At 52.6% G+C, this 15,466-nt stretch carries 15 protein-coding genes; 9 read left to right on the forward strand and 6 right to left on the reverse strand.

Annotation, left to right across the window (positions count from 1 at the left end; translation table 11 throughout):
* Window positions 1–18: 18 nt before the first annotated feature.
* From mrdA to lipA, 8 genes are all read left to right on the forward strand, one after another.
* Window positions 19–1,923, forward strand: coding sequence for a peptidoglycan DD-transpeptidase MrdA (mrdA, locus tag IV433_RS11000; RefSeq protein ID WP_152326435.1), 1,905 nt, complete (start codon window positions 19–21; stop codon window positions 1,921–1,923).
* A 6-nt stretch (window positions 1,924–1,929) separates the two neighbouring features.
* The gene (gene mrdB, locus IV433_RS11005; RefSeq protein ID WP_112287630.1) at window positions 1,930–3,042 is read left to right on the forward strand and encodes a peptidoglycan glycosyltransferase MrdB; all 1,113 of its coding nucleotides are present in this window, start codon (window positions 1,930–1,932) and stop codon (window positions 3,040–3,042) included.
* 9 nt (window positions 3,043–3,051) lie between these two features.
* Window positions 3,052–4,203, forward strand: a complete 1,152-nt coding sequence (rlpA, locus tag IV433_RS11010; protein ID WP_195814217.1) for an endolytic peptidoglycan transglycosylase RlpA — start codon at window positions 3,052–3,054, stop codon at window positions 4,201–4,203.
* 154 nt (window positions 4,204–4,357) lie between these two features.
* Window positions 4,358–5,566 (forward strand): D-alanyl-D-alanine carboxypeptidase DacA, encoded by a 1,209-nt coding sequence (gene dacA, locus IV433_RS11015; RefSeq protein ID WP_101075658.1) that lies wholly within the window; start codon window positions 4,358–4,360, stop codon window positions 5,564–5,566.
* Window positions 5,567–5,691: 125 nt separating this feature from the next.
* Window positions 5,692–5,955 carry a DUF493 family protein YbeD gene (gene ybeD, locus IV433_RS11020; protein WP_101075657.1) on the forward strand — a complete coding sequence of 88 codons (264 nt, stop codon included), beginning with the start codon at window positions 5,692–5,694 and terminating at the stop codon, window positions 5,953–5,955.
* A 72-nt stretch (window positions 5,956–6,027) separates the two neighbouring features.
* Window positions 6,028–6,711, forward strand: coding sequence for a lipoyl(octanoyl) transferase LipB (gene lipB, locus IV433_RS11025; RefSeq protein WP_165059414.1), 684 nt, complete (start codon window positions 6,028–6,030; stop codon window positions 6,709–6,711).
* Window positions 6,712–6,871: 160 nt separating this feature from the next.
* A complete protein-coding gene (locus IV433_RS11030; protein WP_195814218.1) occupies window positions 6,872–7,813 on the forward strand; it encodes a YbeF family transcriptional regulator in 942 nt (313 codons plus the stop codon).
* Window positions 7,814–8,122: 309 nt separating this feature from the next.
* Window positions 8,123–9,088 (forward strand): lipoyl synthase, encoded by a 966-nt coding sequence (gene lipA, locus IV433_RS11035; protein ID WP_152326431.1) that lies wholly within the window; start codon window positions 8,123–8,125, stop codon window positions 9,086–9,088.
* 102 nt (window positions 9,089–9,190) lie between these two features.
* Here the strand turns inward: lipA and tatE are convergent, their stop codons facing one another.
* Complete coding sequence (gene tatE, locus IV433_RS11040; RefSeq protein WP_095921144.1) at window positions 9,191–9,394, reverse strand: twin-arginine translocase subunit TatE; 204 nt, start codon at window positions 9,392–9,394, stop codon at window positions 9,191–9,193.
* 257 nt (window positions 9,395–9,651) lie between these two features.
* On the opposite strand from tatE, the gene IV433_RS11045 reads away from it, so the two are divergent.
* The gene (locus tag IV433_RS11045; RefSeq protein WP_195814219.1) at window positions 9,652–10,716 is read left to right on the forward strand and encodes a diguanylate cyclase; all 1,065 of its coding nucleotides are present in this window, start codon (window positions 9,652–9,654) and stop codon (window positions 10,714–10,716) included.
* A 49-nt stretch (window positions 10,717–10,765) separates the two neighbouring features.
* Here IV433_RS11045 and IV433_RS11050 read toward each other — a convergent pair whose 3' ends face one another.
* The 5 genes from IV433_RS11050 to IV433_RS11070 form a co-directional block, all read right to left on the reverse strand.
* On the reverse strand, window positions 10,766–11,563 hold the full coding sequence (locus IV433_RS11050) for an amino acid ABC transporter ATP-binding protein (protein ID WP_152326429.1): 798 nt from the start codon (window positions 11,561–11,563) through the stop codon (window positions 10,766–10,768).
* Window positions 11,560–12,543, reverse strand: a complete 984-nt coding sequence (locus IV433_RS11055) for an amino acid ABC transporter permease (RefSeq protein WP_195814220.1) — start codon at window positions 12,541–12,543, stop codon at window positions 11,560–11,562. Before IV433_RS11055 ends, IV433_RS11050 begins: the two co-directional genes overlap by 4 nt.
* Entirely contained in the window at window positions 12,540–13,448 is a 909-nt protein-coding gene (locus IV433_RS11060) for an ABC transporter substrate-binding protein (RefSeq protein WP_195814221.1), read from the reverse strand. Before IV433_RS11060 ends, IV433_RS11055 begins: the two co-directional genes overlap by 4 nt.
* 182 nt (window positions 13,449–13,630) lie before the next feature.
* The gene (locus IV433_RS11065) at window positions 13,631–14,425 is read right to left on the reverse strand and encodes a deaminated glutathione amidase (protein ID WP_195814222.1); all 795 of its coding nucleotides are present in this window, start codon (window positions 14,423–14,425) and stop codon (window positions 13,631–13,633) included.
* Window positions 14,426–14,438: 13 nt separating this feature from the next.
* On the reverse strand, window positions 14,439–15,401 hold the full coding sequence (locus tag IV433_RS11070) for a substrate-binding domain-containing protein (RefSeq protein WP_326838652.1): 963 nt from the start codon (window positions 15,399–15,401) through the stop codon (window positions 14,439–14,441).
* Between the last annotated feature and the right edge of the window lie 65 nt (window positions 15,402–15,466).

Consider the following 15,466-nt stretch of genomic DNA (forward strand, 5'->3'; position numbering starts at 1 on the left):
CATGAATTAAGTAGTGGGATGAAAATAGATCGTAACCCTTTTCGCGACTATACGGCTGAATCAGCCCTCTTTGTGCGCCGTGCACTGGTGGCGTTCATCGGCATTCTGCTACTTAGTGGTATCCTGGCTTTCAATTTGTATAACCTGCAGATTGTCCGTTTTCAGGATTATCAGACCCGTTCCAATGATAACCGGATCAAGCTGGTGCCGATTGCGCCAAGCCGCGGCATTATCTATGACCGCAACGGAACCCCGCTGGCGTTAAACCGCACTATTTATCAGCTCGAACTTGTGCCCGAAAAAGTCGATGATCTTCAGGCCACGCTCGAAGGGCTGAAACCTATCGTCGATTTAACCCCGGACGATATCGAGAACTTCAAAAAAGAGCGCCAGCGTTCGCGACGCTTTACGTCTATAGCGGTGAAAACGGCACTGACTGAAGTTCAGGTCGCGCGTTTCTCCGTGAACCAGTTCCATTTCCCCGGCGTTGAAGTCAAAGGCTATCAGCGCCGCTATTACCCGTACGGCTCAGCCCTCACGCACGTTATCGGCTACGTCTCGAAAATTAACGATCGTGACGTTGAGCGTCTGGATAAAGACGGCATTCTGGCAAACTACGCCGCCACGCATGATATCGGCAAACTCGGCATCGAACGTTTTTACGAAGACACGCTTCATGGCAAAACCGGCTATGAAGAAGTGGAAGTTAACAACCGTGGTCGCGTGATCCGCCAGTTGCATGAGGAGCCGCCTCAGGCCGGGAAAGATATTTATCTGACCATCGACCTGCCGCTTCAGCAATATATTGAAGTCCTGCTGACCGGCAGCCGCGCCGCCGTGGTGGTGACTGATCCGCGTGACGGCGCAATCCGCGCGCTGGTGTCTAACCCAAGCTATGATCCGAATCTGTTCGTCGACGGGATTTCCAGCAAAGACTACAGTTCGTTGTTAAACGATCCGAACAAACCGCTGATCAACCGTACCACGCAAGGCGTTTACCCGCCGGCGTCAACGGTGAAACCGTATATTTCCGTGTCGGCGCTGACGACCGGCGTGATCAACAAAAATACCTCTTTGTTTGACCCCGGCTGGTGGCAGTTACCCGGCTCAGACAAGCGCTATCGTGACTGGAAACACTGGGGTCATGGCCGCCTGAATGTGACCAAAGCCCTTGAGGAATCCGCGGATACCTTCTTCTATCAGGTTGCGTACGACATGGGGATTGACCGTCTTTCTGAATGGATGGGGAAATTCGGCTATGGTCAGTACAGCGGTATCGACTTATCCGAAGAGCGCAGCGGCAATATGCCAAACCGCGACTGGAAATTTAAACGCTTTAAAAAACCGTGGTATCAGGGTGACACTATTCCTGTCGGCATCGGTCAGGGTTACTGGACCGCAACGCCGGTGCAAATCATGAAAGCCATGACCACGCTGATTAATGACGGCAATGTCAAAACGCCGCACCTGTTGCTGAGCACGAAAGTGGATGGCAAACAGGTGCCGTATCAGCAGCAGGAAACCACACAGATTGGCGATATCCATTCCGGTTATTGGGAAATTGCGAAAGACGGGATGTATGGCGTTGCCAACCGTCCGAACGGTACGGCCCGTAAATATTTCGCCGACGCGCCTTACAAAGCGGCCGCAAAATCCGGGACAGCACAAGTTTACGGTTTGAAAGCCAATGAAATCTATAATGCGCATAAGATTGCTGAGCATCTGCGTGACCACAAACTGATGACCTCTTTCGCGCCGTATGACAAACCGACCGTCGCCGTTGCTGTAGTGCTGGAAAACGGTGGTGCAGGCCCGGCGGTAGGGACAATTTCGCGGCAGATACTCGACCATATTTTACTGGGCGATAACACGACACAACTGCCGGCTGACGCACCCGCGCCACCGGGAACTGAAGGTGATTAACCGGCAATGACTGAGAACCAACAAAAAAGATCATTGTGGTCGAAAATGCACATCGACCTGACCATGTTGCTGATCATACTTGCGCTGCTGACGTACAGTGCGTTCGTGATGTGGAGCGCCAGCGGTCAGGACATGGGCATGATGGAACGTAAAATCGGCCAGATCCTGATGGGTCTGGTGATTATGCTGGTGATGGCGCAAATTCCCCCGCGCGTTTATGAAAGCTGGGCGCCTTATCTCTATATATTCTGCGTTTTCCTGCTGGTGCTGGTCGATGCGTTTGGCAGTATCAGTAAAGGCGCGCAACGCTGGCTGGATTTAGGGATTATCAAATTCCAGCCGTCAGAGCTGGCGAAAATAGCCGTTCCGCTGATGGTCGCCCGCTTTATCAACCGCGACGTTTGCCCGCCATCGTTGAAAAATACCGCCATTGCACTGGCGCTGATTTTCATCCCTACCCTGCTGGTTGCTGCGCAGCCAGATCTCGGGACGTCAATTCTGATTGCCGCATCAGGCCTGTTTGTTCTGTTCCTGTCTGGCATGAGCTGGAAACTGATTGCCGTCGCCGCCATTCTGGTCGCCGCCTTTATTCCGATATTGTGGTTCTTTCTGATGCACGATTATCAGCGAGACCGCGTCATGATGCTGCTTGATCCGGAAAGCGATCCGCTCGGGGCGGGCTATCATATTATTCAGTCGAAAATTGCAATTGGCTCAGGCGGCCTCTCAGGCAAAGGCTGGCTGCACGGAACGCAGTCACAGCTGGAATTCTTGCCAGAGCGTCATACCGACTTTATCTTTGCCGTACTGGCCGAAGAACTGGGCCTCATCGGCGTGCTGGTTTTGCTCGGGCTTTACCTGTGCCTTATCATGCGCGGACTGGTGATCGCGGCCAATGCGCAGACCACATTTGGGCGCGTAATGTCCGGTGGTTTGATGTTGATTCTGTTCGTTTATGTGTTTGTTAACATCGGTATGGTCAGTGGTATTGTCCCGGTAGTTGGGGTACCTTTGCCTCTGGTCAGCTATGGCGGGTCGGCACTCATCGTGCTAATGGCAGGGTTTGGTATCGTCATGTCGATACATACTCATCGAAAAATGTTGTCAAAAAATTTATAGAGGTGAGCAATGCGTAAGGAGTGGCTTGGAGCTGTCATTATCGGTTTGCTGTTAAGTGGCTGCGCCACTGATGAAACTCGGCAACAACAACCGGCACCGCAACAAGCCTACAATGGCCCTGTGGTGGAAATCGGCGGGGCTGATCCGCGTTACGAACCTTATAATCAAGGCACGATGCAGGATTATACCGTCAACGGTAAAACCTATAAAATCGTCAAAGATCCGTCAAACTTCTCACAAGTCGGTCAGGCAGCCTGGTACGGTCAGGAAAATGGCGGCAATACCACGGCGATTGGCGAAGAATTCGACCCGACAGCCATGACGGCGGCGCATCCTACCCTGCCAATTCCAAGCTATGTGCGCGTTACCAATATGGCAACCGGACGTATGCTGGTGGTGCGTGTAAATGACCGCGGCCCGTATGTTCCGGGCAAAATCATTGATTTGTCTCAGGCTGCTGCAGATCGTCTGAACCTGACTAACAGCACCAAAGTCCGCGTTGATTTCATTAACGTTGCACCGGACGGAACGATGTCAGGCCCGGGCACCATCGGTACCACCGTAGCCAAGCAATCCTATGCCCTGCCATCACGCCCGAGCCTGGGTGCCAGCAGCATGGGTACGCCGACACTGTCCTCAGAACCGGTCAACACGTCTGACGTGCGTCCGATCAGCAACAGTACGCTGAGCAATCCGAACGCAGCACCGCTGACCAATGACGAAGACAGCAGCAACGCAAATGTGCCTGCGGCCACCACAATGTCCGGCAACAGCGGCGGCGGCGGTTTTCTGAGTGCGCCAACGCCATTGCGCTCGGGCGTTCTTGAAGGCAGCGAACCTGTCGCGCCGGTGGTAACAGCCAGCGCGGCGCCAGTTATCGCGGCTTCTTCCGCGCCTGTTGCCGCCGCACCCGCGCATACTACTTCCATTCCGAGCTCTGGTTATATGGTACAGGTCGGCGCGCTGAGTAATCCTCAGAACGCGCAGTTATGGCAGAAAAGCCTGAGCCAGCGCTTCAACGTTCCGGGCAAAGTGCAGGCCAATGGCAGCACTTACCGCGTTCAGCTTGGGCCTTTCAGCACGCGCCAGCAGGCGGTACAGCTGCAACAGCGGCTCGCCAGCGAAGCCCAGCAGCAGTCTTTTGTCACTGCCAGCATGTAATACCCCTCCGGGGCTCAGGCCCCGGACTTATAAGTCCCTTTTCTTATAAGTAAAAGTCAGTAAGCGCCGGTAATCGAAGATGTCTGACTTATGACTCTTCTGCTATAGTGGCGCACGTTTATCACTTACCTCCACGGATGTTGTTGTCCCGATCATGAAACTTGTAAACACTTCACGTTTAGTCAAAAGCCTCGCATTTGGCACCGTAATCACTTTCAGTGCAGCGTCCGCCTATGCCGACGATGTTAATTTAAAAACAATGATCCCTGGCGTTCCGCAAATTGATGCAGAAGCCTACGTCCTGATCGACTACAACTCCGGCAAAGTTCTGGCAGAAATGAATGCCGATGCGCGTCGTGATCCCGCCAGCCTGACCAAAATGATGACCAGCTATGTTATCGGTCAGTCCATCAAAGCCGGCAAAATCTCTCCGACCGATATCGTCACCGTGGGCCCGGACGCATGGGCAACCGGTAACCCGGTGTTCAAAGGTTCTTCCCTGATGTTCCTCAAACCCGGCGATCGCGTGCCGGTTTCTGAACTCAACCGCGGCATTATTCTGCAATCAGGCAACGATGCCTGTGTGGCAATGGCCGATCACGTCGCAGGAAGTCAGGATGCTTTCGTTGCTATCATGAACAACTACGTGAACGCGCTGGGCCTGAAAAACACCCATTTCGGTACCGTTCATGGTCTGGATGCCGCCGGTCAGTACAGTTCTGCTCGCGACATGGCGTTGATTGGTCAGGCACTGATCCGCGATGTACCGGAAGAGTACGCAACCTATAAAGAAAAAGAGTTCACGTTCAACAACATCCGCCAGATGAACCGTAACGGTTTGCTGTGGGATAACAGCCTGAACGTTGACGGCATCAAAACCGGCCATACCGATTCCGCGGGTTATAACCTGGTGGCATCCGCAACAGAAGGCCAGATGCGTCTGATTTCTGCTGTCATGGGCGGCCATACTTATAAAGGCCGTGAAGTTGAAAGCAAAAAACTGCTGACCTGGGGCTTCCGTTTCTTCGAAACCGTTTCTCCGCTGAAAGCAGGTAAAGAATTTGCCTCTGAGCCAGTCTGGTTTGGTGATACCGATCGCGTTGCGCTGGGCGTTGAGAAAGATGCTTATCTGACCATCCCGCGCGGCCGCATGAAAGATTTGAAAGCCAGCTATGTGCTGAACACACCTGAACTGCACGCGCCATTGCAGAAAAATCAGGTCGTGGGTTCAATCAATTTCCAGCTTGATGGTAAAACCATTGATGAACGTCCGCTGGTCGTGATGAACGAAGTGAAAGAAGGCGGTTTCTTTGGCCGCATCGTCGATTATATCAAGCTGATGTTCCACCACTGGTTTGGCTAAGTTGCCCGCTTGAAAAAGTTTGCAACAATCCCCATATAATCGGTATAGATTATGGCTCCCGCTTCGGCGGGAGTTATACTTTCAGAGATAAAACTTAATACGCTGTACAACACGCTGGAGTGCACATGAAAACCAAACTGAACGAACTGCTCGAATTCCCTTGCTCCTTTACCTACAAAGTAATGGGCCTGGCACAACCCGAGCTGGTGGACCAGGTTGTGGAAGTCGTGCAACGCCATGCGCCTGGCGACTACAATCCTCAGGTAAAACCGAGCAGTAAAGGGAATTACCACTCCGTTTCAATTACGATCACCGCCACCCACATCGATCAGGTCGAAACCCTGTATTCTGAACTGGGTAATATCGAAATTGTCCGCATGGTGCTGTAAGCCCTTTCTGACCGACCCGCGCGAGAGAAATTCTGTCGCGCGTTTTCCCTCCTCCTACTGACGATAACTGCCGTGCAATCACATAATCCGCAAGAACGTATCGTACTGCGCCAGCTTGGCCTTCAGCCGTATGAGCCTGTCTCTCTGGCCATGCACCATTTCACTGAGCACCGGAACGCCGACTCGCTGGACGAAATCTGGCTGGTTCAGCATCCGCGCGTCTTTACTCAGGGTCAGGCAGGAAAGGCAGAGCACGTTTTAATGCCCGGCGATATTCCGGTGATCCAAAGCGATCGCGGCGGTCAGGTCACGTATCACGGACCGGGCCAGCAGGTGATGTATGTGATGGTCGATTTGAAGCGGAAAAAACTGGGCGTCCGTCAGTTAGTCACGGCTATCGAACAAACCGTCGTGGATACGCTGGCGCACTTTTCTATCGATGCTTACCCGCGTGCCGATGCGCCCGGTGTTTATGTTGATGGCAAAAAGATTTGCTCCCTCGGCCTGCGCATTCGAAAAGGTTGTTCATTGCACGGACTGGCATTGAATATTGATATGGATCTCGAGCCGTTTCACCGGATTAACCCGTGCGGATATGCAGGTCTGGAAATGACACAAGCCAGCCAGGAAAAGCCGGGGCTGACCGTTGATCAGGTTATGCCGGTTCTGGTGAAATCCTTCAATCACCGTCTTGATTATCAGCAAGTGGATTATCTGCCCTGGCAAATTGAGCAGTACGCGACTTCTCCGCTCTGATTTCTGTGCTTTACCATCAGACTTATCAACGTTTTAGCAGTTTTACTTCGCATTCTGGTTTACTATCACCCGCTGAACTTTTTAGCATTTTATCGCTTACGGATAAGCACACTTCCCGGCTCATAACCGGGACAGTCCTTCACACTGCCGGGAAATATTTATGGATGATAAAGATATTAGTGCCAGCCTGAATAAGCTTCGTAACCTTGATCTCAATTTGCTCACCGTTTTCGAAGCGGTATATCTGCATAAAGGCATTGTTCACGCCGCCAAAGCGCTGAACCTGACGCCGTCGTCAGTCAGCCAGTCCATTCAGAAATTACGCAATACCTTTCCCGATCCGCTGTTTATCCGCAACGGACAAGGTATCAGCCCGACGGCGTACGCCATTAATTTGCATCAGCACATCAGTCAGGGATTGAGCTCGATTCTCACCGGTCTGGACTTCACGCACGATAACGACAAATCCCGTGTACTGACCATCAGCTGCTACCCGTTTGTTGCACTACAAACGTTTCCGCTGATCCTCAAAGAGCTGATGAAAATCAACAGCAACTACACGCTGAAACATCTGCCCCTCAGCGATCCGGAAGATACGCTGATCCAGCATCGTGCTGATTTAGTGATTGATACCAGCCCGCTGTTTAACAAGTCGCTGAAAGGTATCCGGCTGATGTCAGATACCGCGGTATTTGTGTGCAGAAAGAATCATCCGACGCTGGATAAAACCATTACGCTCGAACAGGCGCTGGCCATGCCGCAGACCACCGTGGTGACAAACGCCAGCGATCTCAAACGTATACAGTTTGAAATCAGCGGCTCCCTGCCCGACCGCCCTATTGTGTTTACCAGCTATAACGCGATCAATACTCTCTCGATGGTTGCCAACACGGATTTGCTGGGCATATTGCCGAGAAAAATGGTCGAACTGCTGCAAAAGAGTTTTCCGGTCGATATCCTCCAATCGGATATTCCAGCGGTGTCATTTGATATCATCATGTATTACAACAAAACGGCAAAAAGCGACAAAACGCTGAGCATGATTATTGATGCGATCAAACTGGCTTTCTCACAAGATGAACCGCTGACGTCTTCCGGCTGAATTTTCGGTATAGACGAAAATATTTACACACCATTAACACCGGAAGAAGATAACAAGAGACGCACTTAAAAGATCATATTTATCAAAAAATTAAGTGTTAAATAAGAATGATTTTTAAAGAAAAAAGTCTTCTTCAGGTTAAATAAATGCAGCATTTAGCACTTCAGGCTATGTGTAAGGGCTGAATCCGGTGATGCTTCAATGATATAATTTCCGCATTATTTCTACTTTTTTTGATGAATCAGCCAGTTCATTGAATGTCCTGAAAAAACTCGAGTTACGAGAGACGAACCTGGAAGCTGCAAGATTATGAGTAAACCGATTCAGATGGAACGCGGCGTTAAATACCGCGATGCAGATAAGATGGCGTTAATCCCGGTGAAAACCGTGGTCAGTGACCGGCAGGAAATGTTACGTAAGCCGGCATGGATGAAAATCAAGTTGCCTGCGGACTCAACGAAAATTCAGGGCATTAAATCCGCACTGCGCAAGAATGGCCTTCACTCCGTTTGTGAAGAAGCCGCATGCCCGAACCTTTCAGAGTGCTTCAACCACGGCACCGCGACCTTCATGATCCTCGGCGCAATCTGTACCCGCCGCTGCCCGTTCTGCGACGTGGCACACGGTCGTCCGACCGCGCCGGATACCAATGAGCCGGAAAAACTGGCACAAACCATCGCGGATATGGGATTGCGTTACGTCGTCATCACCTCGGTTGACCGTGATGATTTACGTGACGGCGGCGCGCAGCACTTTGCCGACTGTATCACGGCGATCCGCGCTAAAAATCCGACCATCAAAATCGAGACACTGGTACCCGATTTCCGTGGCCGTATGGATCGCGCGCTGGATATTCTCAACGCCAGTCCGCCGGATGTGTTTAACCACAACCTGGAAAACGTGCCGCGTGTTTACCGTCAGGTTCGTCCGGGCGCTAACTACGAATGGTCACTGACACTGCTGCAACGTTTCAAAGAAGCGCATCCGGAAATCCCAACCAAATCAGGCCTGATGGTCGGTCTGGGTGAGACAAACGAAGAAATCATCGAAGTGATGCGTGACCTGCGCCGCCACGGCGTCACCATGCTGACGCTGGGTCAGTATCTGCAACCCAGCCGTCACCACCTGCCGGTGCAGCGTTACGTCAGCCCGGAAGAGTTTGACCAGATGAAAGAAGCGGCGATGGAAATGGGCTTCACGCACGCCGCCTGTGGTCCGTTCGTGCGTTCGTCTTATCACGCCGATCTGCAAGCCAAAGGGTTAGAAGTGAAGTAATATCTCGTTACTTCTTGATGCCCAAAATGCAAAAAAGGTTGTTCGCAAGAACAACCTTTTTTAATGCCCGAAATGTGTAACCGGAGAAAATTTCGTAAAAACTCAGTCTTTGTGTTCTACACGTTCGGCTGGTTTTTCTTCGGCAGTGGTTTTTTCAGCAGGTGCCGGATCATCATTCATGGCTTTCTTGAAGCCACGCAGTGCAGCACCGAGGTCACCGCCCAGAGAACGCAGTTTGCTGGTACCGAACAACAGAACGATCAGCACGCCGACCACCAACAATTTAGTAATACTTAGACCTTCCATACATACCTTCTTTACACTGAGTGCTGGAATACAGCAGTGACAATTTGCCGTTATTAACGGCCATTCGCGACGTTAATACAACCCGAAAATGTAACAGAACGGATCCAGAACTGTGCGCATTGTGACCAGAGTAAGCTATTATGAGCTTGAATAGCACGCTCATAAAGTCTTTCAGTTTTTAAAATCTGTAAAACACCTTCAAATTTAATTTCGACCAGATTATTAGCCCGGGTTAACTGACCCTGTAATGAGAACCGATGCCGAAAAAGCTTCATACGACTCTGGTTAACGATACTCATCATTCCGGAATACGTTTTGCCAAAAGGACTTATTTGCCCCGCATCGTCGGGCTGGGAACGGGCAGTTTTTGTGTCGGCTCGGTGATGATTGAGCACACAACGCCCGTCTGGCTCTGGCTGTTGCTGTTTTTAAACGGATTCATCTGGCCGCACATTGCCTACTGGAAAGCAAAACGTTCGGCAACCCCGTTTAACAGTGAAATCAACAACCTGAAGGCCGACGCGATTTTTGGCGGCATCTGGATTGCGATGATGGGCTTCAACGCCCTGCCCTCCGCCACCATTTTTGCCATGATGGGCATGAATAATATCTCCGCAGGCGGCCAGCGGTTATTCTTCCGGTGCGTTATCGCGCAAATCACGGTTGCCATTGCGCTGCTGCTTGTCGCCGATATCCCCTTCATGCCCGAAACCACACCGTTCCAGCTTTATCTCTGCCTGCCAATGATCATGATTTACCCGATTTTTCTCGGCAACGTCACCTACCGCACATCGCGAAAACTGGCCGAACATAAACAGGCCATCATGCAAATCAGCGTGCGCGACGGGCTGACCGGGCTGTACAACCGTCGCCACTGGGAATCGCTGCTTAACACCGAGCTGGAAAGCTTCCGCCGTTACCGGCATAAAACCACGCTGGTGCTGATCGACATCGATCACTTCAAGGCCATTAACGACAATTACGGGCATAGCGTCGGCGATCAGGCCATTATTCTGCTGGCGCAGGAACTACAGCACACAATGCGCGCCGCCGATATTATCGGCCGGTTTGGTGGTGATGAGTTCGCCGCTATTTTGCCGCACAGCACGCAGCTACAGGCCCGGCGCGCGATAGAACGTTTGCAAAGCCGGCTCGATAACAGCCTGTTTCCGCAACATCCTGACCTGAGGATCCACATCAGCGCGGGTATTGCTGAATGTGATGACGTTCAGGAAACCGCGACACACTGGCTGAATGCCGCTGACCACGCATTGTATGAAGCCAAAAAAAACGGGCGGAACCGGGTGGAAACGGCAAGTTAAACTTGCCCGGTTCCCGGTTTCAGCCCGTCTGGTTTTCCTGCTTTAAGCGTCAGATAAAACGGCTGAGAAACGCCTGCGTACGCGGATGCTGCGGATTGACCAGCACTTCATCCGCCGCGCCCTGCTCGACAACATAACCGCGATCCATAAAGACCACCCGGTCAGCCGCTTCTTTCGCAAACCCAATCTCATGCGTGACCACAATCATGGTCAGCCCCTGCTGCGCCAGATCACGCATCGTCGCCAGCACTTCCCCCACCAGTTCAGGGTCGAGCGCCGACGTCGGCTCATCAAACAACATCAGTTTCGGCTTCACCGCCAGCGCGCGGGCAATCGCCACACGCTGCTGCTGACCACCAGAAAGATGACGCGGATAAGCATCCGCTTTGTCGCTCAGCCCGACTTTCTGCAACAACTCACGGGCATATTTTTCGGCCTCATGGCGGCTTTCCTTATGCACACCGACCGGCGCTTCAATGATATTTTGCAAAACGGTCATGTGCGGATACAGGTTAAATTGCTGGAACACCATCCCGATATCACGGCGCTGGCGCGCAATCGCCCGTTCGGACAATTTATGCAACCTGTCGCCACGCAGCTCGTAACCAATTTGCTCGCCGCCCACCATGATTGAGCCACGATCGATATCTTCCAGATGGTTAATACAACGCAGGAACGTGGATTTTCCGGACCCGGAAGGCCCCAAAATCACCACCACCTCGCTGGGTTTGACATCCAGATCAATGCCTTTCAGCACTTCGTTATCGCCATAGCTTTTATGTACATTACGGGCAACAACCAGAGATGCCGTTTCGGATGACTGAGCGTCGGCAGAAAGTTGACTCATAAGTCCTCCTTGCGGGCCAGGCCCGGTGGATTCATAACAGGAACCGCTTTTTCTTCCGCATTTTCCTGACGACGCTTGGCGCTCGCCACCGTGCGGCGTGTCCCACGGGAATAATAACGTTCAATCGCCGACTGGCCGAGGTTCAGCACTGAGGTGATCAGCAGGTACCAGACCACCGCCACCATCAGCATCGGCACCACTTCAAAGGTGCGGTTGTAAATGGTTTGCACCGAGTACAGTAAATCGCCCATCGCGATCACGCTGACCAGCGATGTCGCTTTGATCATACTGATCAGCTGGTTACCCGTTGGCGGAATGATCGAACGCATCGCCTGTGGAATGATAATCCGGCGCAGCGCACGGCCACGGCTCATCCCGAAGGCCTGCGCCGTTTCGGCCTGTCCGTTATCAACCGACAGCAAACCGGCACGAATGATTTCCGCCATATACGCCGCTTCATTCAACGCCAGACCGGCAATCGCCGCCGTCAGCGGGGTGATCAGATCATTGGTATTCCAGCTCATGTATTCCGGCCCAAACGGGATGCCGATCACCACGCGTGGGAACAACGTCGACATGTTGTACCAGAATAAAAGCTGCACCAGCAGCGGTGTACCACGGAAAAACCAGATGTATAAACCGGCCAGTTTGCGCAGCAACAGGCTGTCAGACAAACGGGCGATCGCCAGCATCAGGCCGATGAACACCCCGATCAACATGGACACCACGGTAAGGCCGAGCGTAACGCCCAGGCCTTTGATGATCGTCGCTTCCGTGAACCACTGCGCGACCACATGCCATTCGAAATTCGGATTATGCGAAACGGCCCAAATCACATCGGCGGCAATCAGCAGCACGACAATCCACGCAATCCAGCGGCCAATGTTACGTGGCGCATGGGAGAACTCAACGTTACGTCGTGGATCCTGCGTATAGTCGTCCTTGACTGCCGGCTTTGAACTATACGTTTTATCAGTCATTTAGGTTGTGCCTTTGCCAGATTGATCCCCGGCGCCTGGATCATGTTGCCTTCCAGACCCCATTTTTTCATGATGATGGCATAGGTCCCGTTATCGAACAGTTTCTGATATCCCGCCAGAATAGCGTCACGCACAGGAGAATCCTTCGCGACCACCGTTCCCTGGAAAATATCGCCAAAACCGTTGGATTTGCCGGTGCCGGTGAGTTCCAGCTGGCCATTCGCTTTTTCAACAAAATAGGTCAGCGGTGCCTGAGAAGAGAAGAACGCGTCCGAACGGTTAGAACGCACAGCCAGAATCGAGGTAGGCTGGTCAGAGAACGATTGTACGGTAACCGCCGGTTTACCGTCTTTCACGCACACTTCAGACTGCTTGCGGATCACCTGTTCGGCAGAACCACCCGCCATGACGGCGATGCGTTTACCGCAGGCATCATCCAGAGAATTGATGTTTTCCGGGTTGCCTTTGCGCACGCCGAACACGACGTACTCTTTCACAAAATCAATAAAATCATTTTTCGCCTGACGATCCGGGTAATCACCAATCGGGCCGATACCCATCTGATAACGCCCTGCCGCCATTCCGCTGAGGATGCCGGATAAACCGCTTACGGAAGCATGCTCAATTTTCACACCCAGCACTTCTGCCAGCGCATGCGCCAGATCCGCACTCGCACCGTCCAGGCCATTCGCCCCGGTCACGATTTCGTACGGAGGAAACGAGCCGTTGTTCACAGAGGTCATCACACCGGATTTTTGAATATCCGCAGGTAATTTGGCGTGAATTGCCGGATCCATCGTCTGAGCCGGGATCGCCACCGTTTCAGCAGCAAAGGCATTCATGGACGTTACGGAAAGTAATGCAGCGGTCAGTGCAGCAGCCTGACGTAATTTTTTTGCCATCATTCTCTTATTCCTCTGTGTAAAAAGTCGGTCTGTGAGTTTATGAATGTTGTGTATTTATAATGAAAACCTTCCCTGGCTCAGATCTTGTTTAAGTCTTATGAAAAACGAGTTCCCTGGTGAGGCGCTCGGTACTGCTTTATTCACCGGACGGTGCAGCCGTTGAGGACCGGCTGCGGTCAGGTTCAGTCATTGCGCAGTTGCGGCAAACCGAAGCGGCGGTTTGCCAGCACAGGCAATACTTTGCGGGCATGCGCCAGACGATCTTTGTCCAGCTCAGCAAAAACCAGTGCAGGGGCTTCAGCCGCGCGTGCAATCGCCACGCCCAGCGGATCGACCACCATACTGTTACCGATATTACGTTCGCCACATTCGCCGACGGCGACCATATACGTGGTATTTTCCAGCGCACGGGCCGTGACCAGCACTTCCCAATGCATTTCTTTCAGCGGACCTTTGACCCACGCAGCCGGCAAGACCAGCACGTCCGCGCCATCCAGTACCAGACGACGCGCCAGCTCCGGGAAACGCACGTCATAGCAGGTCATCAGGCCGACTTTAAAACCGGCAACCTCCACCAGCGGCGGTACATCGCTGCCCGGCGTGACGTTTTTGGATTCCTGCGAGGAGAACGCATCGTAAAGATGCAGCTTACGGTATTCTGAAATGATTTCACCATTTCTGATAGAAATCAGTACGTTCCACGCGCGACCATCGGGTGCAGGCGTATGAACGCTCATCATGGTCGTCATCTGATTGCCGCGGCTGGCGGCCACCAGCTGACTGACAAAAGGACCATCCAGCGGTTGTGCGGCTTTCAGAACCAGATCCGGATCGGTAATGTCGCGCGCCAGAATACCTTCCGGCAGCACCAGTAAATCCACGCCTGCTTCAAGAGATTTCGCCATCAGCGAAAGGCAGGTTTCAACGTTGGCTTCCCATTCGCGGGAAACGGCAAACTGACCTAATGCAACTTTCATTTTTACTCTCCCGTCACTTTTGTGTGGCGAACTGAGGGAACAAATCAGCCGGTGTGAGACGCTGCGCCGTCAGCTTCTGGGCATGCAATTCATGTGCAAAATCGTCGATCATCTTTTTATTGGCGGCGAAACCGTTTGCGTTCCAGTCCGCAGGTAAATCAACCACCGTGCGACGTAAGTCGTCCAGCAACCACGGTGTGGTATCGGCATATTTTGCGCGTTTATCCATCCAGATCTGATAAGAACGGTCGATGATTTCACTCAGCGCCTGCGGCAGCCACGGATGCTCTTCGGCCAGGGCAGGTTTAATCGCCAGCAGGTGAATGCCGGGGATGTAACCCACGCGGTTGAAATAGGCCAGCTCTGCCGCACGGAAATCAGGCTGGAACTGACGGAAACCGGAATCAGGCTTGAAGAAACCGTCAGGCATGAATGGCGTGAATACGGCGTCCAGCCAGCCTTCCTGCAACAGTTCCATCATCGGGCGCTCTTCCGGCACCGCTTCAATGCGCCCTTCGCGACCAAATCCGGCCAGACGATCGACAACCGGATGCGATTGCGTCAGACGTCCAACGTACCAGTTTGCGTCTTCGATACCGACGCCTTCCAGCGCCAGCAGCGTGCGGGTCCAGGTGTTGCCGGAATCCTGCCAGCCGGTCAGGCCGATGCGCTTGCCCGCCAGCTGAGAAAGTTCGGTCAGCGGGCTGTCTTCGCGGGTGATGATGCAGCGCTGGCGGAAGCCGCGCATCAGAAAGTGTGGGATCGCCAGCAGATCAGATTCACCGCGAGCCCGCCCCTGCGCATAACGGCTGAAAGAGACTTCACCCGCGTCATATTTATCACTGGTCGCCAGGTTATCCACCAGCGTTCCCACGCGATCTATCTCGAGATTAAACCCTTCAGGTTTAAGGTCGCCCAACGCCAGCGGCGTAAAATAATCCCAGTCACGAACAGCCAGCCTGATGGTAATCGTCACATCTATCCCCTTAAGTGTCAGCATGGTTGATATGCAGAAAGACAACTGTGCGTTAACAAACCTTA

The sequence above is a fragment of the Rahnella laticis genome, assembly GCF_015644585.1.
GTDB lineage: Bacteria > Pseudomonadota > Gammaproteobacteria > Enterobacterales > Enterobacteriaceae > Rahnella > Rahnella laticis.